Source organism: Enterococcus sp. AZ067, assembly GCF_051715005.1.
GTDB classification, from domain to species: domain Bacteria; phylum Bacillota; class Bacilli; order Lactobacillales; family Enterococcaceae; genus Enterococcus_D; species Enterococcus_D casseliflavus.
The window spans coordinates 1,545,169-1,569,336 of sequence record NZ_JBIOSY010000001.1 but is presented as its reverse complement, the minus strand read 5'-3'; the positions used below and the strand labels follow the sequence as shown (position 1 = coordinate 1,569,336).

General features: G+C 41.0%; 26 protein-coding genes and 1 other annotated feature. Of the genes, 1 reads left to right on the top strand and 25 read right to left on the bottom strand.

What is annotated here, in order from left to right; all coding sequences use genetic code 11:
• Positions 1-70: 70 nt before the first annotated feature.
• The 8 genes from nusB to IGI82_RS07395 form a co-directional block, all read right to left on the bottom strand.
• Complete coding sequence (gene nusB / locus IGI82_RS07430) at positions 71-535, bottom strand: transcription antitermination factor NusB (protein WP_034858046.1); 465 nt, start codon at positions 533-535, stop codon at positions 71-73.
• Entirely contained in the window at positions 528-953 is a 426-nt protein-coding gene (locus IGI82_RS07425; RefSeq protein WP_005225770.1) for an Asp23/Gls24 family envelope stress response protein, read from the bottom strand. The genes nusB and IGI82_RS07425 overlap by 8 nt, the downstream gene beginning before the upstream one ends.
• Positions 954-1,162: 209 nt before the next feature.
• Positions 1,163-2,227 (bottom strand): M24 family metallopeptidase, encoded by a 1,065-nt coding sequence (locus IGI82_RS07420; RefSeq protein ID WP_005225769.1) that lies wholly within the window; start codon positions 2,225-2,227, stop codon positions 1,163-1,165.
• 157 nt (positions 2,228-2,384) lie between these two features.
• Positions 2,385-3,824 (bottom strand): glycoside hydrolase family 1 protein, encoded by a 1,440-nt coding sequence (locus tag IGI82_RS07415; RefSeq protein WP_438841990.1) that lies wholly within the window; start codon positions 3,822-3,824, stop codon positions 2,385-2,387.
• 25 nt (positions 3,825-3,849) lie between these two features.
• Positions 3,850-5,286, bottom strand: a complete 1,437-nt coding sequence (locus IGI82_RS07410) for a glycoside hydrolase family 1 protein (RefSeq protein ID WP_438841989.1) — start codon at positions 5,284-5,286, stop codon at positions 3,850-3,852.
• Complete coding sequence (locus IGI82_RS07405) at positions 5,283-5,621, bottom strand: PTS lactose/cellobiose transporter subunit IIA (RefSeq protein ID WP_087627320.1); 339 nt, start codon at positions 5,619-5,621, stop codon at positions 5,283-5,285. The genes IGI82_RS07410 and IGI82_RS07405 overlap by 4 nt, the downstream gene beginning before the upstream one ends.
• A 21-nt stretch (positions 5,622-5,642) precedes the next feature.
• On the bottom strand, positions 5,643-6,890 hold the full coding sequence (locus IGI82_RS07400; RefSeq protein WP_087627319.1) for a PTS sugar transporter subunit IIC: 1,248 nt from the start codon (positions 6,888-6,890) through the stop codon (positions 5,643-5,645).
• A gap of 58 nt (positions 6,891-6,948) precedes the next feature.
• On the bottom strand, positions 6,949-7,272 hold the full coding sequence (locus IGI82_RS07395; protein ID WP_087627318.1) for a PTS sugar transporter subunit IIB: 324 nt from the start codon (positions 7,270-7,272) through the stop codon (positions 6,949-6,951).
• A gap of 186 nt (positions 7,273-7,458) precedes the next feature.
• Between IGI82_RS07395 and IGI82_RS07390 the strand changes: the two genes are divergently transcribed.
• Complete coding sequence (locus tag IGI82_RS07390) at positions 7,459-9,402, top strand: BglG family transcription antiterminator (RefSeq protein WP_438841988.1); 1,944 nt, start codon at positions 7,459-7,461, stop codon at positions 9,400-9,402.
• A 147-nt stretch (positions 9,403-9,549) separates the two neighbouring features.
• On the opposite strand, the gene IGI82_RS07385 is transcribed toward IGI82_RS07390, so the two are convergent.
• The 17 genes from IGI82_RS07385 to rplU all read right to left on the bottom strand — a co-directional run bounded on the left by IGI82_RS07385 (position 9,550) and on the right by rplU (position 23,991).
• Positions 9,550-9,789 (bottom strand): GlsB/YeaQ/YmgE family stress response membrane protein, encoded by a 240-nt coding sequence (locus IGI82_RS07385; protein WP_005225767.1) that lies wholly within the window; start codon positions 9,787-9,789, stop codon positions 9,550-9,552.
• A gap of 74 nt (positions 9,790-9,863) precedes the next feature.
• Positions 9,864-10,229, bottom strand: coding sequence for a DUF956 family protein (locus IGI82_RS07380; RefSeq protein ID WP_005225766.1), 366 nt, complete (start codon positions 10,227-10,229; stop codon positions 9,864-9,866).
• 114 nt (positions 10,230-10,343) lie between these two features.
• Positions 10,344-11,255 carry a PTS system mannose/fructose/sorbose family transporter subunit IID gene (locus IGI82_RS07375; RefSeq protein ID WP_005225765.1) on the bottom strand — a complete coding sequence of 304 codons (912 nt, stop codon included), beginning with the start codon at positions 11,253-11,255 and terminating at the stop codon, positions 10,344-10,346.
• A gap of 20 nt (positions 11,256-11,275) precedes the next feature.
• Positions 11,276-12,079, bottom strand: coding sequence for a PTS mannose/fructose/sorbose transporter subunit IIC (locus tag IGI82_RS07370; RefSeq protein ID WP_005225764.1), 804 nt, complete (start codon positions 12,077-12,079; stop codon positions 11,276-11,278).
• 30 nt (positions 12,080-12,109) lie between these two features.
• The gene (locus IGI82_RS07365) at positions 12,110-13,102 is read right to left on the bottom strand and encodes a mannose/fructose/sorbose PTS transporter subunit IIA (protein WP_005225763.1); all 993 of its coding nucleotides are present in this window, start codon (positions 13,100-13,102) and stop codon (positions 12,110-12,112) included.
• 69 nt (positions 13,103-13,171) lie between these two features.
• Positions 13,172-13,666: a PTS system mannose/fructose/N-acetylgalactosamine-transporter subunit IIB gene (locus tag IGI82_RS07360; RefSeq protein WP_026008065.1), complete on the bottom strand. Its 495-nt coding sequence runs from the start codon at positions 13,664-13,666 to the stop codon at positions 13,172-13,174.
• A 229-nt stretch (positions 13,667-13,895) separates the two neighbouring features.
• On the bottom strand, positions 13,896-16,670 hold the full coding sequence (locus IGI82_RS07355) for a sigma-54-dependent transcriptional regulator (RefSeq protein WP_438842597.1): 2,775 nt from the start codon (positions 16,668-16,670) through the stop codon (positions 13,896-13,898).
• A gap of 230 nt (positions 16,671-16,900) precedes the next feature.
• Entirely contained in the window at positions 16,901-17,434 is a 534-nt protein-coding gene (locus IGI82_RS07350) for a GNAT family N-acetyltransferase (protein WP_284591237.1), read from the bottom strand.
• 96 nt (positions 17,435-17,530) lie between these two features.
• Positions 17,531-18,439, bottom strand: a complete 909-nt coding sequence (locus IGI82_RS07345; RefSeq protein WP_005225758.1) for a diacylglycerol/lipid kinase family protein — start codon at positions 18,437-18,439, stop codon at positions 17,531-17,533.
• A 146-nt stretch (positions 18,440-18,585) separates the two neighbouring features.
• Positions 18,586-19,377 (bottom strand): phosphonate ABC transporter, permease protein PhnE, encoded by a 792-nt coding sequence (phnE, locus tag IGI82_RS07340; RefSeq protein WP_010747988.1) that lies wholly within the window; start codon positions 19,375-19,377, stop codon positions 18,586-18,588.
• Positions 19,374-20,156 carry a phosphonate ABC transporter, permease protein PhnE gene (gene phnE / locus IGI82_RS07335; RefSeq protein WP_005235330.1) on the bottom strand — a complete coding sequence of 261 codons (783 nt, stop codon included), beginning with the start codon at positions 20,154-20,156 and terminating at the stop codon, positions 19,374-19,376. The genes phnE (IGI82_RS07340) and phnE (IGI82_RS07335) overlap by 4 nt, the downstream gene beginning before the upstream one ends.
• Positions 20,153-20,941: a phosphonate ABC transporter ATP-binding protein gene (gene phnC, locus IGI82_RS07330; RefSeq protein ID WP_016610305.1), complete on the bottom strand. Its 789-nt coding sequence runs from the start codon at positions 20,939-20,941 to the stop codon at positions 20,153-20,155. Before phnC ends, phnE (IGI82_RS07335) begins: the two co-directional genes overlap by 4 nt.
• A gap of 95 nt (positions 20,942-21,036) precedes the next feature.
• Positions 21,037-21,972 carry a phosphate/phosphite/phosphonate ABC transporter substrate-binding protein gene (phnD, locus tag IGI82_RS07325; protein WP_015509497.1) on the bottom strand — a complete coding sequence of 312 codons (936 nt, stop codon included), beginning with the start codon at positions 21,970-21,972 and terminating at the stop codon, positions 21,037-21,039.
• A gap of 459 nt (positions 21,973-22,431) precedes the next feature.
• Positions 22,432-22,896 (bottom strand): GNAT family N-acetyltransferase, encoded by a 465-nt coding sequence (locus IGI82_RS07320; protein WP_016610308.1) that lies wholly within the window; start codon positions 22,894-22,896, stop codon positions 22,432-22,434.
• A gap of 109 nt (positions 22,897-23,005) precedes the next feature.
• On the bottom strand, positions 23,006-23,299 hold the full coding sequence (gene rpmA, locus IGI82_RS07315) for a 50S ribosomal protein L27 (RefSeq protein WP_003126181.1): 294 nt from the start codon (positions 23,297-23,299) through the stop codon (positions 23,006-23,008).
• A gap of 12 nt (positions 23,300-23,311) precedes the next feature.
• On the bottom strand, positions 23,312-23,656 hold the full coding sequence (locus IGI82_RS07310; protein WP_005225752.1) for a ribosomal-processing cysteine protease Prp: 345 nt from the start codon (positions 23,654-23,656) through the stop codon (positions 23,312-23,314).
• Positions 23,657-23,682: 26 nt separating this feature from the next.
• On the bottom strand, positions 23,683-23,991 hold the full coding sequence (gene rplU / locus IGI82_RS07305) for a 50S ribosomal protein L21 (RefSeq protein WP_005225751.1): 309 nt from the start codon (positions 23,989-23,991) through the stop codon (positions 23,683-23,685).
• 19 nt (positions 23,992-24,010) lie between these two features.
• Positions 24,011-24,081, bottom strand: a sequence feature (ribosomal protein L21 leader region).
• Positions 24,082-24,168 lie beyond the last annotated feature (87 nt).

The window sequence follows — 24,168 nt, the reverse complement described above, 5'->3', positions numbered from 1 at the left end:
AAATCGTTCGGTTTCTGACTCGATCGAAAAAAAGCTGATCTCTTTTGATCGATCGTGTTAGGGCTGAAAATTACTCACTTACCTGGTTGGTTTTTGTTTCTAGCTCTTGATTGACTGTCGATAAAATACCGTTGACAAACTTTCTGGACTGATCATCACTAAAAGTTTTCGCTAACTCGATCGCTTCATTCAAAGCCACACGATTCGGCACATTATCCACATAGATCATTTCATACAAAGCAATTCGTAATATCGTCACGTCCATTTTTGATAAACGCTGGATTTTCCAACCAGCTTTTAAATGATTTTGAATGACTTCATCCAAGGCTTCTTTGTAATGACAGACACCTGCCACTAATTGATCTAAATAAACAGGCACAAAATGCTCTTGTTCTTCATCGATCAATTCATGGTGTTCCAACTCGATGGCATGCATGATGGCATCTTGTTTCGTTAAATCTTTATTAAAGTCTAGTGGAAATAAAGCTTGTAACGCCATTTTCCGTATTTCATGCCGTGATAATTCTTTACTCATTTTCTTCCTCATCGTTTCCAAATAATTCTTCGATGTCTGGTAAATCTACTTTTTCTGGCACGACTGCCACAACATGAACATTTACTTCAGCCAGTTGTACATCTGTCATAAATAAGACTTGCTGCTTGACCCGTTCTTGGATCTCCATTGCCACTTTAGGCACTGACATCCCATAAGTGATATAGCAATAGATGTCCACTTTGATCCCTGTTTCATCGATCGTTAAGTAGACCCCTTTGCCATGAGCTGCGCGACCTAATAATTCAGTGACACTGTTTGCCAGTGTTCCTCGCATCCCATAGACACCTTCCACTTTAGAAGCAGCGATCCCAATAATGATCTCGATCACTTCTGGTGCGATGACGATCTCGCCTAATTCAGGACTTGCATTTAATACAAGGTTTTTATCTTCATTCATACGTTTTTGCCTCCATTCTAAACAGCTGTACCGTATTGTTTGTAAAAAAACCGCTCGTTTTTTCCGTTTGAAGCAAACCAACGCTTGATTCAATCAATAACATCCATGGCACAGTGTTTCTTCTCGCTCTAAGTTTATCATTTTCTGCACTGAGAATCTATAATAACCCACTATTCTCAATGAATTTTCTGAAAAACAAGGTCGATGAATCAGAGAATGATCAATTCTTTCGGTGAATGTGTCAACACTTTATTGCCAGTTTCGGTGATCAAAAGATCATCTTCGATACGAACGCCGCCAATTCCTGGAAGATAGATTCCTGGTTCATCTGTAATGACGTTTCCGACAACAAATGCTTTATCAGCGCGGAAGGATACATTTGGTCCTTCGTGGATCTCTAAACCAATCCCATGACCTGTTGAATGACCAAAGGCATCTCCGTAGCCAAAGGAAGCAATGTGATCCCGAGCGATCGCATCTAGTTCAATTCCGGTCATTCCAGGTTTTGCTGCGGCCAAGACTTTTTCTTGCGCTTCAAGTACGATTTGATAGATTTCCTTCAATTTATCGCCAGGATCTCCTACTGCAAAGGTTCTAGTCATATCAGACACATAGCCTTGATAGTAACAGCCAAAGTCTAACGTGATCAGATCGCCTTGTTCAATCACTTTTTCACTCGCAACCCCATGGGGCATTGCTGAACGCAGCCCACTAGCAACGATCGTTTCAAAAGATACGCTTGTGGCACCTAATGAACGCATAAAGAAATCTAACTGATTCGCCACTTCGATTTCTGTCATTCCTGGGCGGACCATTTTCAAAATATGTTCGAATCCTTGATCGGCGATATGACAGGCTTGTTGGATCAATGCGATCTCTTCCTCATCTTTGACTTCCCGCAAAGCCTCGATCATCCCCGATACAGGGGCAAGGGATGATTCCTCGATCAAGTCTTCTAAGACGGAGTATTCAGCAAAGCTGACGAAACTTTCTTCAAATGCTAAGACATTGATTTCTTCCTTTTGGCAGATAGTTGCAACTTCTTCAAAAATCGGTCCGCTATTTTTTACGATCTCAAATCCTTGAGCTTGGGCAGCTGCTTGCTCTGTATAGCGGAAATCTGTTACAAAAAAAGCTTTGTCCAACGTAATGACTGCTAAACCAGTTGTCCCAGTAAAGTTTGTCAAGTAACGCAAATTGTATGGGCTGGTGATCAAGAACCCATCAATCGAATCTTTTCTCATTGCTTCACGTAATTTTTCAACTCTTAACATGTATCGTTCCCTACTTTCTTGTTCTATACGATAGTATTATAACAAACTTCCAGAAAAAGCGGAAAGCAAGCGAAAAGTTTTCTAAAAAATGAACCTTCAGAAACTTGGGACCTCAAGTTATCAAAAAGACCATCTAGAAAACTAGACGGTCTTTGCTCTACAATTCTTCTCCATTGCTTTCAATTACTTTTTGATACCAATAAAAGGAGCTCTTTTTGATGCGTTCCCTGGTTCCTTTACCATAATCATCTAAATCAACATAAATATACCCATAACGTTTGCTCATTTCTGCAGTGGAAGAGCTGACTAAATCTATAGGGCCCCAGCTCAAATAAGCAAGAATATCAACACCGTCCTTGATACATTCTTTTAGTTGTACAATATGTTGTTTCAAATACTCAATACGATATTGATCTCGAATGGTTCCGTCTTGTTCGATTGTATCGATTGCACCTAAGCCGTTTTCGGCAATCATGAGAGGAACTTGATAGCGGTCCCAGTATTGAGATAAGCAATTGTAAAAACCTAAAGGATCTGCTCGCCATTCCCATGCAGTGGGCTTCAAATATGGATTTTGTTCACCGTCAAATGGTGCCATCGTATTTTTGGATGCGTCGACGATACGTGAATAATAGTAAGAAATCGCTAGAAAATCCATCGTATTCTCTTTTAGTAATGGCAGATCTGCCGGATGCATCTCGATAGAAAGCCCTTGATCTTTAAAATAGCGCAACGCAAATTCTGGATATGTTCCTCGCAATTGGACATCAGTAAAATAGTACTGCATACGGTTTTTTTTCATCGTTAAGACTATATCCTCTGGTTTGCAGCTAGCCGGATAAAATGTTGCATCTGCGACCATTGTTCCTAGTTTAGCATCTGGATCAATTTCTCGCCCTAATTCGATAACTTTGGCTCCAGCTATAAATTGATGATGTACCGCCTGATACATCAGTTGTTCCATATTATCAGATTGGTCATCATAAATACCTAAACTACCAAACTGAACGGTTGGTACCAAATTGATTTGATTACAGATAATCCAATATTTAACTTTTCCTTTGTATCGACTTAGTAATACTTTTGCGTAGCGTACGAAAAAATCAATTACTTTACGATTTGCAAAACCACCATATTCTGTCACCAGATGAAGCGGCATATCGTAATGGCTCATTGTTATAATTGGTTCCATACCGCAACTGATAATTTCAGCTATCAGATCATCATAAAATTCTAACCCAGCTTCATTTGGCCGCATTTCATCGCCATTAGGGAAAATTCTTGACCAAGAGATACTTGTTCGAAATGCTTTTAATCCCAGCTCTTTCAACAAGGCAAGATCTTTTTTATACGTGTGGTAAAAATCAATTCCGAACCGTTTAGGGTAATAGTTGGTACAATCTGTTGTAGCAAACTTTATCTCAGCTAATGTCCCTCCGCCTTCTTTTTTTATGTTGCTTCTATTTAATTCAGGATCAAACGCATGAATATCAGAAGTTGATAAACCGCGACCATCTTTGTCAAAAGCACCTTCAATTTGACAAGCTGCAACTGCTCCGCCCCATAAAAAATTTTTTGGAAAACTTTTTTTTGTCATTCTTCTCCTCCTAAATGATTCACAATCATAAATTTTCTCCATTAGACTGGATAACCTTTTGATACCAATAAAAAGAGTCTTTCTTGATACGAGCGCAATCTTTCGGATCATCATCAGTCCGATCAACATAGATAAAACCGTAACGTTTTTTGACTCCGTTACTTGTGGACAGTAAATCCAACGCTGACCAAGGGCAGTAAGCCCAGACCTCAACCCCTTTTTCCATTGCTCTCTTTATCGCTTTAATATGGTCTCTTAAATAGGAGATGCGGTACTCATCATGTACTTTTCCTTCTGGAGTAAGTTCATCGAATGCTCCTAAGCCATTTTCTGTAATCATCAAGGGTTTATTATAACGAGTATAAATATCTCTGAACGCATATTCTAATCCAATTGGATCAATCGCCCAATCCCAATCAGTTGTATCAAGATGGGGATTTTTACACATTTCGTAAAAACCAGGATGTGTTTCAAAACCAGAAATCTCGCCTTTTTTTCCAGAAAGATTAACGCCACTGTATCGTATTGCTTTCCCTGACTCCTTAGGGCAAGCTTTTGCACATTCACTTGCATAATAGTTTAATGCAAGAAAATCTGAATATCCTTCTCTAATTAAGTCCATATCCCCTGGCTCAACAATTGGTGCCAAGTGATTTTCTTGGAGATAGGTCATTGCCGACTCTGTATAAATACCTTTGAAATAAATATCTAAGTAGAAAGCATTTCTTAAGTCATGGGCATTTAAAGCAGCCAATACGTCTTCTGGTTTAGATGTAAGAGGATAAATCGGTGCATACCCCAAAGCAGCTCCTACTAATCCGTCGGGCACTAAATCATGCACCAATTTACAGGCCGTCGCATGTGCAAGGTTCATATGATGGTTGATTTGATAACGCAACTGATTTTGTGACTGAAGCTCTTTCGGGATATAGCATTTTTGTGTCCAATACTGGACGATAATGCTCTGTTCATTAATAGTCGTCCAATACTTAACTTTATCTTTAAACTCGTTGATAACAAACTTCGCATAATATTCAAAATCTGTAACAATTCGTCTATCCAGCCACCCCTGATACTTTTCGACAAGAGCCCATGGTAAATCATAGTGATACAGTGTAACGATTGGTTCTATTCCATAAGTTAAAAGCTCATCAATCAATTTTCGATAAAACTCAATTCCTTTTTCGTTTACTTCGCCAACACCATCAGGAAAAACTCGAGACCAAGAAATTGAAAATCGGTAGGTTGAAAACCCCATTTCTGCCATCAATGCAACATCTTCTTTATAATGATGATAATGATCACTCGCGATCTCTGCAGAAGCAAACCCCTTTTCTTCAAAGCTTTTTTCATTGATCACATCTTGCTGAGATGCTTTTTTGCCATCTAACAATGCCGCGCCTTCCACTTGATAAGCACTCGTGGCTGCGCCCCATAAAAAATTTTTTGGAAATTGTTTCATTCTTTTTGCCCTCTTTCAACTATTCTCAAAATATCAATCATCTCTTTTGTCATCTTAACTTCGGAATTTATTGTCATTAAGGTGTCCTGTGCATGAACAAACAATAAAAATATCTCATAATAGTGTCCGTTGGCTTCTTTTTGAATAACTTCTGTTTGTGCTTTATGTGCTAACACGATTTTTTTTTCTGCTTCAAAAAGTTTTTTTTCTGCAGCAGAAAAATCAAATATTTTTGCCATTTTCATTGCATCAACTAATAGATTTCTAGCATCTCCGGCATGAATAATGATTTGCATAGCTATTGGTATTAGTTCATTTTCGTTTTGCTCTTCCATAAACTTGCTCGTCTCCAATCCCTAAATTTCTAGTTCTACTGCTTGTGATTCTTCTAAGAGCTTTTCTTTTTCATAAGCTTTAAAAAATGGATACCAGATAACCAAATATAAAATAAATAAAAGTACCCACCACAACACAGCTCGTAAATCTTCTGTTACCATCACACTTGAGATCGGCGCAGGCACTTGTCCGACTTGGATCATTTTAGAAGGGATGTTGAGTAAGCCAGTGCTCATCAGAAACCAAACATACAACGCTCCGACAATAGAGTTTATCCAAGCTGGAAGCATCAACAGCGGATTGAATACCACTGGGGCCCCAAACATAACTGGTTCGTTAATATTGAAAATTGACGGGGCAAGAAAGACACGACCTAAAGTTCTCAGCTGCTTGGATTTTGAGAAGCACATCAAGATATTCAGACCTAATGTTGCACACATACCACCCATTGTGATAAACGCTAGCGTAAAAACCGCTTCACTTGTTGCAATATTTTGAGCCACTCCTCCTGCAGCAGCAGCCTCGATGTTTTCTTGGATACCTGCTAGAAAAATTGGTGTGGTAACTGCACCAAAAAGCCAACTTGAAATCCCCATCGTATAGAAGAATGCCGGAACAAAACAGATTAATATAAACCCAGGTAAGGTTTGTCCTATTGAGGCAACTGGTTGAAAAGCAGCTAATATCACTTCAAAGAGATTCACATGAAGAACATTCACCAAAACCATTGTAATTCCTAGAGCAATAACGTTCGGCACAATGGTGTTTATCCAACCAGTCACAAAGTCGGGTACACTGCTCCCTTCCATGAAACGAACCTTAGCCCATAAATGGAACACGAGCGATACAAAAAGACCGATAACCATCCCAACAGCAATTCCAGATGGTCCCAAGTTTCCCAGAAAGGCAGACAAACTATCTGTATTTTCTTCTTGTGGAATGACCGCCATCAATAATACGCAGACTGAAGTAATGCCCGCATTGGTAATATAAAACGGATGGTTAAGTTTCTCCATACACTGATTTGCCATCATGAAAGCGACAATTAATGAAATCAGTCCAAAGCTAAAATTCAAAATCGGAGAAAGATCAGGTAATGCTGGAAAAAACGATACAAACACATTATAAAAATAGATAAGTGACCCGGTTAAAATAAATGGAATGATTTTTTGCATACTGCTTGAAAGAGCAGCCAGCCAAGGCTTTGAGAAAAAAGTGTTCATGGTTGGGGCAAACGAATTCGTCAGCCAGTTCATAAATTTTTTCATATTCACAACTTCCTTTTTTAGTTTCAGTAAAAACAGATATTTTGCCTTTTAGAAACGATCAACTCTTGCGCTCATTGATTTTATGAAGAGCAATATCCAGAAGTTTTTCTCCATTTAACTGCGCGTATACATCTTGCGGGATTACCACAACAGGAACATTGTAGGGGTATGCCAATGCTTCATATTTTGATAATTCACTTGCGTAATGCGGGCCAATCATCAAAATATCAATAGCTGATAAATAATCATTCACTTCTGTATAACTCCTTGCCTCTACATTTAAGGATAATTTTCTTTTCTTTGCAGTCTTACGGGCGTTACTAGCAAGAAATCCGCTCGACATTCCAGCTCCACAACATAGAAGTATTTTTAAATTAGTCATATTTATTCCTCCTTCTTGATAGCTCCACTATAGGAAATATGTACTACGACCTTCAACCGAACTTTTTCACTTTAAAGGGCAAGGAATCTTCTAAGCATTTTCCCATTAAGGGGCAAAAGTACGCTTGACGCAGCTTTCCAATTCTAACTATAGTTAGAATTAAATGAAGAAAGGAACGGGAGCATCATGATTAATGAAAAACAGCGAGAACTGCTGAAATACCTCAGCAATGAAAACCGAATTGTAACCAGTATTGAGTTAGCAAATGCTCTAAATATTTCAACAAGATCAATTAAAAATTATGTATCTCAACTAAATACACTCTTTGAAAGTAAAATTATCATCTCTTCAAGAAACGGTTATCTACTCAGCAATCATTCGCTTATTCCAAGTTTATTAGCGCAAACTAATCAACAGATTCCCCAATCCAATGAAGATCGATCCTTTTATATAATTAAGCAGCTAATTTTTCATTCCTCAACTGAACTACATTTATTTGATTTATGTGAATCACTTTGCATCAGCTATTCGACACTTAAATCATTACTGACAAAAATGAACACAATGTACAAAACCTACAATGTTAAATTTACATCTAACAATGATTGTTTACAGATTATTGGCGATGAAAAGGACAAACGAAAACTCATTCGCTATGTCATAAGCGAAGAATCAGGCAACAGTTTTACGGACATTACACAAATTAAACATTGTTTTCCTGACTTTGATACCGATGCTTTATACAGTATTATTAAAGATGTCTTTAAAAATCATAATTACTATTTAAACGATTTTGCTCTCTCAAATCTGCTATTCCATCTTGTGATCATGATTACTCGGAAATATCAAGGTAACCCATTACGCTCTAATGAATATTTACTGCCAACAATAACTGAACAAGAACAAAACTTACTGGATGATTTATATCTTTCTATAGAAAAAAAATTTGATATTCATTTAAATCCTTATGAATTAGCAGAACTGTCAATTTTATTTCGAGCAAACGCCAATTATTCATTGTCTACGACAAAACAAGAAGTGACTGAGCTGATTGGAACGGAAATTCTTTCTTTGACTAATCGCTATGTGCAAGATATCAACACAATGTATATGATTGATCTTTCAAGTGAAGATTTCACCATACCGTTTTCACTCCATATCAAAGGACTGCTTTTTCGATCAAGAAATCAGCGTTTCACCAACAATCCAATGGCTGACTATATCAAGTTGAATAGCCCGATAATTTTTGACATGGCTATATATATTAGTTTGGATTTAATGGAATCCTACGAAGTAATTATCAATGAAGATGAAACTGCTTTTATCGCTATGCATATCGGTGCTGAAATCGAACGCCAAAATAAAAACAAATCGAAGATCCCGGTTATTTTGCTGTGCCCTGATTATCATTCATTGCGTACTAATCTTTTGAATACGTTATTGCTTGATTTTGGCAACCAAATAAACATCGTCCACAGTATTCAATCTGAGGAAGCATTGCAATCACTTAAATCAGAGGTATCCGAATGTCGACACTATATGATCATCAGTACGATTCCAGTCACAAGGATCAAAAGCGATACTATCGTTCATATCTCTCCATTTAACCTTCATGAACAGTATGATCTGATTCAAGAAGCCATCCTAAAAAACCAAAATAATTATAAAAACCAGAAATTAAGAGAACATTTTGACGAGTTTTTCGAGAGCGATTTATTTGTGGCAAAATCAAGCATGAAAAACAAAAATCAAGTTCTTTCACTTCTTTGTAGACGTTTGGAAGAAAAGGGATATGTCGATCCTGCTTTTGAAAAACAAGTCTATCGAAGAGAAGAAGCTGCTGGGACTGCTTTTCAAAATATTGCCATTCCTCATTCAGTACAGATGGATGCAATAAAAACTAGTATCGCTGTTACTATTTCCAAGACAGGAATCCGCTGGGGGAAACACACGGTATATTTAGTTTTGTTAATTGCGATCAATAAAGCAGACAAACAAACGTTTCGTGAATTATATGAATCGCTGATTGCGCTTTTTAACGACCAGCCTACAATTCAGGAAGTTCGTAATTGTCAATCATTTGAAGATTTCAAAAAGTTAATATACAGTCGCATAGATGTTTACAAATAATCATTTTCCTGTAATTAAGAAAATTTGGACAACAAAAAAACCTGATTTCAAACAGCAGACATACCAATGTATGACTGGTTGAAATCAGGTTTAGTCTTTCATGCAATTTGGAGTATATTTAGATCATTTTTACTCCGTTTTACTAGATTATCTTTTACGTCCCAAAAAGAACGATACGACTGCCACGAAAATGACCGCACCGATAATCGCAGGCACGATGGCCATACCTGCTACTTGCGGTCCCCAAGTGCCAAAAAGGCCTTGACCAATCGATGCGCCTACAAGTCCCGCAACGATATCAAAAATACAACCGCGTTTTTCGCCTGCAATGGCACCACCGATTGAACCGATGACCGCTCCTACGATCAATGTCCATAAAAAGTGCATACTAACCCCTCCTAAACTTTCTTATAAAAAGGGTACCATATTGAGAATCAATTGGAAAAATATATGCTCTCTTGTTATTTTCTGCGAGTGAAGGCTCGTTTCAATACATCAAAAAAGCCTAATGAATGCACCATATGGTCTGGATCGACGTATTCACGAATCGCTCGCAAGACTTTTTTTGGTTCTTTTGAGGAGAAGGTATACGTGCCATTCTTTTTGGTGCGGATCGCATAGCGTGGTATCCAACGGCCTTTGAACATGACCGAAGCGATCACATAGTCGACATCTTCCCATGGGATCTGAATAAACTTGCGTTTGTCACGGTCATTGTAAAACTCAAAGGCTTTATCGCCGATCATGATTTTGCCGTACTCATTGATCCCTAAAAAAGACGTAGCATCGATCGTCAAATCCACTTTTGTATTAAGAGATTGTACCATTTGCGCTTACTCCATTCTATATCGACTTATTATCTTATTATACGTGTTTGCAGCAGGTTTGGCGAATAAATAAAAAGGTACTTGGGTTGCCCCAAGCACCTTTCATTGAAAAGATTATAACAATCCGATCAAGTGTCCACCGATACCGACTAAGAATAGACCGATAATAATGATGATTGGAGAAACTTTTTTCTTCAATAACCACATACATAATAAAGTAAGCAATAGTGCAGCTAGACCAGGAATCAATTGATCCAAGTTGTTTTGCAATGTTGTTACTTTTGTATCAGTCAACGCACGGCCTTCAGCAACTTGTTGGAAGGCTTGTTGCAAACCAGCAGAGCCAGAAGGCAAGTTCGCCCAATCGACATAAGCACCTTCATCAAGCGGTACGCTTGAGACAACTGGCGCAAATGAGATCGATACCCAACGCTGAACGAGTGACCCTAATACGAACATCCCTAAAATTGAAGCGCCTTTTGTTACATCTTGCAACAATCCGCCTGAAAGGTCATCAGTGATTTTTGAACCAGCACGATAGCCGAATTCTTGTGTGTACCACATAAATGCCCAACGGATGATGTTCCATGCAACGAAGAAGATGATTGGACCTAAGATGTTTCCAGCTAAAGCAAGAGAAGCACCTAGAGCACCTAACATCGGACGTACAGTAAACCAGAACACAGGGTCACCGACACCGGCTAAAGGACCCATCATCCCAACTTTTACCCCTTGGATCGCTACGTCATCGACAGGCGCGCCATTGGCACGTTCTTCTTCTAAGGCTAATGTTACCCCTAAGATTGGCGATGCGATATATGGGTGAGTGTTAAAGAATTCTAAGTGACGCTTCAATGCAGCGGCACGGTCTTCTTTTGTTTTGTATAATTTTTTGATTGCTGGAATCATTGAGAATGCCCAACCACCATTTTGCATACGTTCATAGTTCCATGAACCTTGAATGAAGGTAGAGCGCCATGCTACGGCTAAACGATCTTTTTTATTTAATTGAATTTTTTCTGCCATTTTTTTCTCCTCCTTCGATTCTAATAGTCATTCAAGATATCGCCTAGAGGGTCGCCAGTGTTGCTGCCGCCGCCTCCATTTGATGATCCGCCCATTTTAGTTAGGTTCAAGTAGATCAATGCGATTGCTACTGCCAAAGCACCGATAGCGATCAATGTCAATTGAGAAATAGCTGCGATAACGAAACCGATAATGAAGAATGGCCATACTTCACGAGTTGCCATCATGTTGATAACCATTGCATAACCAACGGCAACAACCATACCACCACCGATAGCCATACCATCAGTTAACCATGCAGGCATTGATTCTAAGAAGTTTTGAACAGTTGCAGCAGGAATTGCCAACAATGCAGCTGCAGGAATCGCAATACGAACCCCTTGCATACATACAGCGATCACATGCCACATTTCGATTTTACGAATGTTGCCTTCTTCAGCAGCAGCATCCATAAAGTGAACGATTGGCACAGCCAATGTACGAACGATCATTGTCAAGAACAAACCAGCAACAGCTAGAGGGATCGCAACGGCAATCGCTGTATCAACACCAGCAGTTCCTTGTCCACCTAAAACTAAAATAATTGCAGATGCAACAGACGCCAATGCAGCATCAGGTGCAACAGCGGCACCGATATTTGCCCATCCAAGTGCGATCATTTGTAATGATCCGCCCAAAATGATACATGCTTCCAAATTACCGGTCACTAAACCGATCAAAGTACACGCGACTAGCGGTTGATGGAATTGGAATTCATCCAAGATTCCTTCCATACCAGCTAAAAAGGCAACGAGTACTACTAATACCATAGATATAATAGTCATGATAGACCTCCTATTTAGTTGAATACGTTTCTATTTATTCGCCAATTCATTTTTGGCTTTGCGTAAGATTTCGTCCATGTTGTCTCGAGAGTCATTTGGCACTTTACGCACATCGAATTTGATGCCGCGTCCTTTTAGATCTTCAAATGTCTTCACATCGTCCGTACCCATCGACAATACTTTACTTACAACAACTTTCCCAACAGAGTGAGCCATTGAACCAACGTTCACCTCAGTGATGTCAACGCCACCTTCAACTGCACGCAACACATCTTGTGGGTTTTCAAATAATAGTAAAGCTTTCGTATTCCCGAAACGAGGGTCTTTAGAAACTTCGATCATTTTATCCACTGGAATGACGTTCGCTTTTACTCCTGGAGGAGCTGCTTGTTCGATCAGTTTTTTACGCAAATCATCTTTTGCCACTGCATCAGAAACAACGATGATCCGAGATGGATTAACTGATTTTGTCCAAGCTGTAGCGACTTGACCATGTAGCAAACGAGAATCCACACGCGCAAGCACGATTTTGATTTTGCCATCGCCTAGAACAGTTCCCGGAGGAAGTGATCCTTTAGGTTGATCGTCTTGCACAGCTTTTGGTGCTGTCGCTTCTTCTGGTTCAAGCTCTTCTGGTTTGACCTTAACCCCTTCTTTAGCTGTTTCAACGATGTGCGCAGCGATTTCATGCGCAGTGTTCATTGAAAAACGTGAAGCATAGGCTTCGATCACCATTGGTAAATTCATACCAGCAACGATTGCCCATTTGTCTTTGTGATCTTCAAACAAGCTGTTTGCTTGGTTGAAAGGAGTACCACCCCAAAGATCAACTAAGAATAATACTTCTTCTTGATCGTCAAATGTAGCAATTGCTTCTTGCATTTTTGCCTTGATGTCATCTGGACCTTCACTTGGCATCAATGTAACAGCTTTAACATTTTCTTGTTCGCCGAAGATCATTGAACCAGATTGCAAAATGCCGTTAGCAAATTCTCCATGACTTGCTAGGATAATTCCTACCATCTTTTTACCTCCTATATCAAAATTGAAAAATGTGACACGAATACGAAAGAAAAAACAACATCGAAAAAATTAAGGGTGACTACCTTCTTTTTCCAAAATATCCTTCAAAAAGATTTTACGATCAGCTGGAACTTTGCGTATCTCTACTTCTATGCCTTGATTTTGCAAATAAAGCAGCGAAGCAAGATCTTGATCATTGACTGACACGAAATTAGTGATCATCCGTTTTCCCATTGAAAAGCTCATGCCGCCGATATTGACGGAACGAATGTCAATGCCTCCTTTGACCAGAGTCACGACATCTTGAGGGTTGGTAAATAATAACATGACTTTTTGCGTATTAAATAATGTGTTATGCGCCACCTCAAGCATTTTTGCTACTGTCACCACATTGGATTTGATTCCTGGTGGAGCAGCTTCTTTCAAGAGAAACTTTCGTAATTGGTCATTTGCGACCTCATCACTGACCACGATGATTCGATTGATACCAGTCATTTTCGACCAAGCTGTGGCGACCTGACCATGAATCAACCGATCGTCGATTCGGGCAAGACGTATATCCATTCCCATTGTGCAAGCCTCCTACATCCATCGATCCGCTTTTCATATTGAGGATCTGTTCTTTTTTCAATCACCTCCTGTATCCACTTATATAGAAGCAAAAAGCGTGCCAAGTTTTTTCGATACACTATTCTTGAAAAAACCTTAAGAATCAGCATTCGAACAATACACTAAAAAAGATACACTAAAAAATACTGTATCTTTTTTAGTGTATCTGTATTATTTGCAGGATTTAAAAAAACATTTCTTTTTCGTGATGGTTTTTGATCAGCTCCAGCAGGTAATACTCTTCTGTCTTCGGCACTTCGATATTCATCAAGCGCGAAAATGATTGGACATGCACATGCAATTGGCCGTAAAGAGGATTCTCCTCCATCGCTGCTAAATCAATTTCAGAAACAGTCAATGGTTGACGCAATAAGATCCGCTCCAGCATACCTGCGCCATGCATCACAAAATTGATCTGAAAGCCTTGCTGCGCCCCTACCAAATCCAAATCGTGAATGATCTCTTCGCCAAATTTCCACAACGGCTCTACCACTTTTTTCGCATTGATATAGGTAAAGTTTTCCTCTAAATACCGAACACAGATTTCCTTTGCCTGCCGATCATCTAGCTGCACTTCATCTTCAAAACTCAAATCGTTTTCCAATAAGATATCATCCAACAAAAGATCAACATCTTGGTCGATAAAACGTTCTAATGAAATAAACGGTGCATCGATATGCGGATCAATGATCCCCGTTGCGGCAATCAGCCGGTAGCGCTGTTGAATCTGATCCAAGTCCGTTCTCAGATCCGCCACCGATAAGGTCACTACGTCAACATTTTGATTTTGGCGTTTTGACAATGAGCTTTGGATCAATTCTTTGATGCGCTGCGCTGTCCCTTTTCCCGAAGCGCAGACCGCTAGAATCGCTTTAGGATGGTGGTTTTGTGTCACTGGTTCTTCCACAGTGACCGCTCCGTATCCGCGGAACTTCCGTAATGAATCATAGAGCTGATCGAGGTCCGTGCCGATCACTGATGCTTTACGGACCGTCTCAAGGACGATGGAGGTAGTCACCATATCGACTGTTCGAACAGCCACACCCGTTTCTCGCTGGATTTCATTATTAAAGGTCGCTAAGGACCCCATATCGACTAAGAGGATCACCCCACTGCCGTCATTGACTGCTCGTACACTATCCACGATTTTTTTCAACGCCACAGCCGGTGGCATATCTAATGGCATGTCCACCGCTGTCACTTGATCGACTTCCAACAGCTGCTTGACTACTTGTACCATACTACTAGCCGTACTGTTGCCGTGAGCTGCCACAACGACACCAATTTTCCCAGAGGAATGTGTCGTACGCAGTGAAACCAATAGAACTGCCAAGTAATAGGATTCACTTTCAGGAATCGCCACGTGAAAGCTGTCGCCGATGAAGTCGCGGACTTCTTTGGCAACTTCGAACTCTTGGGGGTAATCCGCCACCATTTGACGAATGTTGTCGTTGGTTTGCCGTTCTTCTCCCAAATGGATCTTTTTCAAAAAAGAACTGATATGCAAACTCATCGCGTAAATAAAGTTTTGCTGGAAATCGTAATTTAACCGTTTCCGAACCATCTCATAAATTTGATTTGTTACACTGATCACTTTCTGATCGACAAATTCACTTAGTTTATTAACAGAATTAAAAGAGAAGCCGTGATCTTTATAAAAAGATTTCAAATGAACATTGATATCGGTTGAAATAAAATGATTGATTGCTTCTTGATCCAAACCATCTGCTTTTAATAAGGCTGCTTTATCCCCGATGATGTCGTAGAGATTGTAAGGCAATTCATAGGAATCTGATTGAATATTGTTTAAGTTTTGATTCGGTTGAATGCTGATCTTCGGTTCAAGGATCTTAGAAAGCTCCGCCAGCTCATTGCGGCGATTCCCCAAAACGATCAATCCAGAACGAATCCCTTCTGGCAAATCGATCAAATCGATCTCAATCTCATCTTGTTGCATATGATTCAAAAAGCCCCGTGCACAGACGAGCTGGACATTGGATTTCAATTGACCGATATTCCCAAAACTGACACTGCCGATCAACGCTTTGACTACATCTTCTGTCAAGGTGATCGTCCGCTGAATACGGGACGCCTCTTGCCCGACTAACACCCGAACGAGATCGACTTTTTCTGATGCGGGTCGTTTCTCAAAGAAGGGCAGTTGAATATTGATAGGAATGCGTCGGGTAAAGGTATCTAATAGCGTTGAGTTGGGGTCTTCGGTAGTCGCTCCAACGATTCGGACATTCGCTTGATGATTTTTGCCCGTTTCCCCTAAACGACTAAACGTTCCATGGTCCATAAAGTAAAAAATCATTTCTTGCCCTTCTGGCGGTAATCGATGGATCTCATCGAGAAACAACATACTCTCATCCGCTTGATCAATAATACCGATCTTCTCTTGATCGGCACCCGTAAAGGCCCCCCGTACATAACCAAACAAATGGCTCATCAAAAGCTCTGGGTTATTTGCATAGTCGGCACAGTTAAAGACGATCAATTCTTTGTCATCGGCAATTACTTGATTGCTTTTGGCAAACTGGAACATTGCATGGGCAAAGTAGGTTTTCCCAGAACCAGTAGGCCCTGTGATCAAGCAGTTTAGCCCTTTTGGCGGATACAAGATGGCTGCTTTCGCCTGCTCAACGGCATTTTTCATACTTCCGTTGGCACCGATGATCGTCGCAAAAATATCTCGGTCAGAGGGTTTTCCTTGTACCCGTTGAGGGAAGGCTTTTTCTCTTTGCGGGCGACTTTCTTTGTAGCTTGGCACATACTTTTCCCTACTGCTGGGATCGACCCCTGCCGCCCAGTAGCGAACAGGCCGCGAGTCGCTTTTTTCGACGCGCCCTTCTTTGACAAGCTTATTTAAATCCTTACTGGCATTACTGCGCTGAATGGCTAAATGATCGGCAACTTCTGAAGTAGACAACCCTTTCTTTTCCCCTAAGCCGCTCATCGTATTTTCGACGATATATTGATAAATCCGTTCGATTCGCTTGCCCAACAGCTTCGCCTCCTTGTTTTTTCCACTTGAATACTTTACTCATTTTTCTATAAAAAAGCAACTTTTTTTCCGTACAGAAAAAGCAAAATACTTTGTTCGAAAGAGCAATAGAACGTCCTATCACATGCTACTCTCAGCATAAAGCATTTTGCCAAAAAAAGATATTCAAAAGTCAGGATGCGTTAGGCTTTTTCATTGGGAATGAACGCTGGTACCTTCTCAGGAAACCATTGCAGTTCTTTTTGCATCCAAATCACATCGTGCCATTGATTGAACTTATAGCCGACATGCGCAAAATCAGCAACTTTCCGATACCCAAGCTTCTCATGAAAAGCCTCGCTTTGTTGATTGCCTCCTGTAATGCATGCAGTCAGATTGACCACGTTTTGCGCTTTTAATTTTTCTTCAAGCGCTTGATAAAGAGCGGTGCCGAGCCCTTTTGCTTTGGCATCCGGTGCTAAATAAACGGTTACTTCAACGGTCCAATCGTACGCAGCCCGTTCTTTATAGGCTGACGCATAGGCATAACCGACGATTTCACCAGCCTCTTCTGCAACGAGATACGGGTAGCGTTTCAAGGTCTTGGCGATGCGTTCCGCGAATTCTTGAACCGATGGCACCTCCGTTTCAAAGGTAATCGGTGTCTTTTCTACATAATAAGCATAGATTGCTGTCAAGGCTTGGGCATCTGCAATCGTGGCAGAACGTATCGTCATAGAATCCCTTCTTTCAGTAAATTTTTTCCCAGTATACTCTTTCTGAACAAAAAAAACAATCCGCTTTTGACGGATCGTTTCCTAGTGATAAATGATTTAGCGGGCTTTTTCAGCTCCGCAATACACGGTAAGATGTTGTGGCAGTACCGCTACTGTGATTGGCAATTCAGGTCCTGGATCACCATCGACATTTGTTTCGATCGTTGCCCCATCCGTCAAACGAATCGCAGCTTTATCAAAGGTTTGATAGCCAAGAACATCATTTGATTCTGTCACCCCTTTGAGAAGCTCTGGGACACTTTTGACGGTCTCCCAAAGATTCGTATCCTTCAAGTAGATCAGATGTAATTTGCCGTCATCGGTACTCGCTTTAGGCAAAAGAGATTCGAAACCGCCGATCGTATTGGATGACCCAACGATCATCGTACTGCTTTCCACAGCGATCGTCGTTTTTTCGCCATTATTTTCGGCGGTCACTTCAAACGGATGACTTTCATTTTTCCGCACTTCCCGCAGACCAGAAACAAAATAGGCCATTTTTCCCAGCTTGGTTTTTTCTTCGACCTCTACGTTGTTGATCGCTGCTGGAATCATACCGATCGCCACCACATTGGTAAAATAGTCTTGATTGACCTGACCAATATCGATTTTTCGGGTGTGATCCACTGCAAATGATTCGATGGCTTCCTTAGGATCTAGTGGAATCGCTAATGCTCTGGCTAAATCATTTACTGTTCCCAGCGGGAAGAAACCAAAATTTGGTCGTTTGTCATGAGGGGCTAAGCCATTGACCGCTTCATTGACGGTACCATCACCGCCCATTGCAAAGACACTGTCAAAATCTGCTGCCGCTTCAGAGGCAAAACGTGTGGCATCTCCTTCTTTTTCGGTATGTTTGACCACGACTTCTGAAAAAGCTTCCCGCAACTTTTCTTCTGCCAGCTGCTCATATTCTTGGGCCTGTTCCCCACCAGAGCTTGGATTGACGATCAATAATGCTTTCATAAAACAGCCTCCTTGTTTGGGTTCATTTTCTATGAATCCAGTATAACAAGTTTCACGAAACCTGTCTTAAACGACCTCCGCCTATCCCCCTACAAAAAAACACAGCCTAATCAGACTGTGTTTTTTCGAGTACTCACTTCATTTTATTAAACCAATCGTTTACGCAAACGCCCAGAAATAAAATCAATGATCGTGACCGTCACCACGATCCCTAATAAAATGATCCCTACACGGCTCCATGAACGCGCATTGATGGCAAAGATCATCGGTGTACCGATCCCACCTGCACCTACGATCCCTAAGATCGAAGCTGAACGGACAGCCAGTTCAAATCGATACAAGGTAAAAGAAAGAAATTCTGGGATCAGTTGCGGCAATGTCGCAAAGCCTAATACATCCCAGCGGCTTCCTCCCGCACTAATGACGGATTCCGAGGGACCATGGTCCATGTTTTCGATCGCTTCGCTGTAAAGCTTTGCTAGCATCCCAATGGAATGGACACTGACCGCCAAGACGCCAGCAAAGGAGCCCGGACCTACCGTTTTGATAAACATGATGGCTAAGACGATTTCTGGAAACGTTCGAATCGCCGTCAGCACGATTTTCCCAAATCCCGATAACCAGCGAGGGCTGTTTTTGCTGCGCGCCGCCCAAAAGGCAAAAGGAATACTTAAAATCGATGACAAAAAGGTTCCAACAAAGGCAATCGCGACGGTTTCGATCATCAGACTGATCAAATCTTCGCCATCACCGGTATAAACATAGCCCCAATCAGGATGGATCAGGCCATAAAAGATCGAGCCGACAATTTGACCGACATTTTCTTTAACACCAGCAAAGGGCACGCCAGCAAAAGCCCAGATATAAAGGAGGATAACGACTACAGCGATCAGCCAATTCCGTATTTTTTTCTTTTTCGGTTCTGCTGGCAACATCATAATAATCGCTCCCTTAATCTATTACTAATGGTATCAATCACCAAAACAACTGCAAAAATCACTAAGACGATGATCGACGTCTGGTCATATCGAAATTGGCTTAAAGATCGTTGTAAGAAAACACCGATTCCGCCTGCGCCGATATACCCAAGAATCGTCGATGCCCGCACATTGATCTCAAAGGCATAAAGCAAGTAACTAAGAAAATGACTCATGACTTGCGGTACGACTGCATAGCGGATGATATCAAACTTCGATCCTCCAGAAGCCGTGATCGCTTCGATCGGCCCTTCATCAATCGTTTCAATCGATTCATAAAACAATTTGGTGATCATCCCAAAAGAAAACACAGAGATGGAGATCACCCCTGCAACCGGACCAATTCCGACAATGGCAACAAATAAAGCCGCCAGCATCAAATCAGGTACCGTCCGAATGATATTCAAAACAAAACGGAAACAACCACTGATCCAATGATTGGTCATGATATTTCGTGCTGCTAAAAGTGAAAACGGAAAGGCCGCCAGTGCACCAAAGGTTGTGCCGATGATCGCCATTTGGATCGTTTGCAAAATCGGCTCAACAATGATTTTGGCATATGCCCAATCAGGATGAGCCATCTTTTGTAAGATGACATTCATTTGACTGCTATTGCTAAAGAACCGTGCCAAATCAACACCTGAAATAGAGCCGCTAACGAACAATACCACTAAAAAAATGACGAGCCAAAGAACATTTTTCCATAGTCCGCTGCGTTTCGGCAACGTATTTGTCGTCATTGTCCCGCCCCTTCCTGCTCTTCCATGATCTCGCTGCCATAAATCTGTTTCAATCGCTGATCGGTCGCTTCACTGACAGGTCCATCAAAAACCAAGCCTCCGTCTCGCAACCCGATGATCCGCGTGCCGTATTCTCTAGCCAATTGGACAGAATGTAAATTGACTACGATGGTGATCCCCAGATCTTGATTGATCCGTTTTAAGTCATTCATGACTTTTTCAGTGGTTAACGGATCCAATGAAGCAACTGGTTCATCCGCTAAAATAATCTTCGGCTCTTGCGTCAAAGCCCGGGCAATCGAAACCCGCTGCTGCTGACCGCCAGACAATTCATCGGCTCGGGTATAGACTTTTTCTGCTAAATTGACCCGCTGCAGTGATTGATACGCCAACTCTTTGTCCGCTTGCGGAAACAGACCCAGCAGCATTTTGATCGTGGGATGATAAGCCACCCGCCCCGTTAAGACGTTTCGCAAGACACTCGAACGTTTCACCAAATTGAAGCTTTGGAAAATCATGCCAATGTCTCGACGAATCAAGCGCAGCTCTCTTCCTTTTGCTTTTGTGATCGACTTGTTATCGATTAAAATCTCTCCGCTTGTGATCTCGTGCAGTCGATTGATGGAGCGCAGCATCGTCGATTTCCCTGCACCGGATAAGCCCACTACGATGACAAATTCCCCTTTTTTGATATCGATGTTCAAGTCCTTCAACCCCAACACCCCATTTGGGTATTGCTTGGTCACATTCTGAAATGAAATAATCGTTTCGTTCTCTAGAGCCATGATTCTCCTACTTTCTTTCCATTAGGTAAAAATTGCTGTCCATTCGAAAAGGGTACCTCAACTACCGGTACCCTCCCGATCTATTCATCTATTAATTATTGTCCGACTTGTTCCGCATACTCTCTTACGATGTCGAAATTGCTGTCTTGTGAAACAACGTATCCTTCATGAGAGTAAATATCAGAGATGATTTGTTTTCCTTCTTCATCTTTTCCGATCGCGATAAAGGCATCTTGGATTTTTTTGTCCCACTCTTCACTCATATCGCTGCGAACACTGATCGTATCGTTCGGAATCGGTTCGGTAAAGTACATTGGTTCTACCTCATCCATGATTTCTGGGTAATCATTTTTGACCGTGTTACGGGCATCTTCAAAAACGAACGCCGCATCAACGTCGCCATTCAAGACTGATAAGACCGCTTGGTCATGGCCTTTGACTTGAACAGTCGTCACATCCGTATTGATATCGATGCCTGCTTTTTTCATTTCTGCTACTGGCCAAACATAACCGGCAGAAGAAGTAACATCTTGCGTGGCAATCGTTTTGCCTTTTAAATCTTCCAACTCTTTGATGTCGCTGCCGCTTTTTACGACGATCATTGAACGATAGCTATCAACCAATTCATCCGTTGATTCGCCACCAGGCTGCTTGATGCCATAACGCTGTGCTTGCAATAACACCTTTACATTGCTTTGCTCATTTGCTAAAACATAGGCATTCGGCGGTAAAAAGCCGACATCTACTTGTTTCGAAGCCATTGCTTCGACGATTGTATTGTAGTCAGTGGAAACACTCACTGTGACTGGAATCCCCAATTCATCACTTAACAATTGCTCAAGTGGTTTTGCTTTTGCTTCTAATGTTTCTGCTGCTTGTGATGGGACAAATTGAACGGTCAACTTTTCTGGTACATATCCTGCGTCCTCAGCCGCCGAGTCAGTACTTGCTCCACCTGAGCCACATGCCGCCAGCGTAACTGCTGCCACCAAACCTAAACCAAACATTGCCGTTTTCTTCCAAACTTTCATCACTTTTTCTCCTTTTCATTAAAAAAATCGAACTCATGGAATTCCGAACTTTCCTTTTTGATTATAAAAAACCAACGAATTAAAAACAATCTTTTTCGAATTACGAACGTTTTCTTTTTTGATAATGTTCGTGTTTTGACCGAAATCATTCGTGAGCACATTCTCAATAATCAACGTTTTTCGAAAGTTTCTTTCCATTTGTTCTACTTCCTCAGAGTATCAAATGAATATAAGGTTTGTGTTGTCAACGTGTAAAGATTCTGTTAACAGCAAAAGGAACTTTGTGAACAACAAAGCATGGACATACTCGTCATTCTTACCCCAAGTGCACAAAATTTCTTGAAACGTCTAGCCAGAAGATGACCGCACACTTTTTTTACGAAACAACACAAAAAAAGCAGAGGATTCCCTTAAGAACCTCTGCTTTTGACCTCATTCTCTTACTGTAGAAAGAGTCATTTACCCTTGGTCCGTTGGGAGCTGCAACAAGAGTACATGCTCGTTCTCAATCATTTCACCCGTCAAAACAAAGCCATTGCGTTCGTAAAGCTTCGTTGCGATCTCGTTGCCATCCACAGCGGAGATCCTTAATTCTTGCGCTTGGATATGGGTTTTGAACCAATCTAACCCAGCAAGAAACGCCTGAGTGCCTAACCCTTGATTTTGGAAATTTTCTGCGATCATAAACCGCTCGATCCACCACGAAGCTTTTGGATAATCCTCATCCGCCTCGTAAAAACTAAATAGGATAAAGCCGACCATTTCCTCACCATTGTATAGGGCAAATGCCTGACGAGGTTCCTCATAGATCGCCTCTAACATTGAGTACCAATTGGGCGCAACAAAGTCTTCTTGCTCCTTCGTTGTCTTCAAATTCATGCACGCACGATAGTTTTCCTTCGTGATTTCTTTTAATTGAATCATTGCTTCGCTCCTTATCTAAGCCATTACAAATAACTATTTCGTTAAAACGGTTTCATTGGTGTATAAAAAAACACCCAGGTTACTTTTACGTAATCTGGATGTCATTTTCTTATGCTTCTTGCGCTACTGGATAAACAGATACTTGTTTTTTGTCGCGGCCTTTACGTTCGAAACGAACAACGCCGTCAACTTTTGCAAACAATGTATCATCTCCACCGATACCTACGTTTACCCCTGGGTAAATTTTAGTACCGCGTTGGCGATAAAGGATTGATCCGCCTGAAACGGTTTGACCGTCAGCACGTTTCGCACCTAAACGTTTTGATTGAGAGTCACGTCCGTTAGAAGTAGAACCCCCACCTTTTTTGTGAGCGAAGAATTGCAAATTCATTTTCATCAACATGAGATGCACCTCCTAGTTTTCTTTAGTAGTTTTGATTTGGATATAATCGTTGTACTCTTCTTGAACTGATTGCAAGCCGATCAACAAATTTTCTAAAAGAATTTGTGCGATATTCGACTGCTCTTGGGTTAAACGAGAAGGCAGTGTGACTAATAAGTACCCACCATTTTCGTTATCTGCTTCAACTTTTGGCGCAACGCCAGCCAAAGCATCGATCCCATTGACTGCACTGATCGCTAAAGCGGATGCTGCAGCACAGACGATGTCTTTGCCGTATTCTCCTGCTTGTGCGTGTCCAGCTAGTTCAAAAGAAACAATCCGACCAGAGTCATTTCGTTTGAATGTCCCTTTGATCATATTCGTTACCCTGCTTTTCGTAAGAATTAAGCGTTGATCGCGTCAATAACAACTTTTGTGTAAGGTTGACGGTGACCTTGTTTACGGTGTGAATGTTTTTTAGGTTTGTATTTGAAAGTTACGACTTTCTTTTGTTTGCCGTGTTTTTCAACAGTTCCTTCAACAGTTGCTCCTGCAACGATTGGGGCACCCACTTTTGTTGATTCGCCACCTACTAAGATAACTTCATCAAAAGTAACCTTTTGTCCAGCTTCAACGTCTAATTTTTCAACGTAGATTGCTTGACCCACTTCAACTTTTACTTGTTTCCCACCAGTTTTGATAATTGCGTACATGCTCTACAGCACCTCCTTATAATATACTTAGACTCGCCATCCCAAGTGACTTTCGTACTTACTACTTGTTCTGTGCGGTTGTAGCTGTGGAGTCCACAATTACAACAGATTAACTTTATCAAAATGTTTTCCTAAAGTCAATCACTAATTAAGGAAAAGACAGAATTCTTTTGCTAC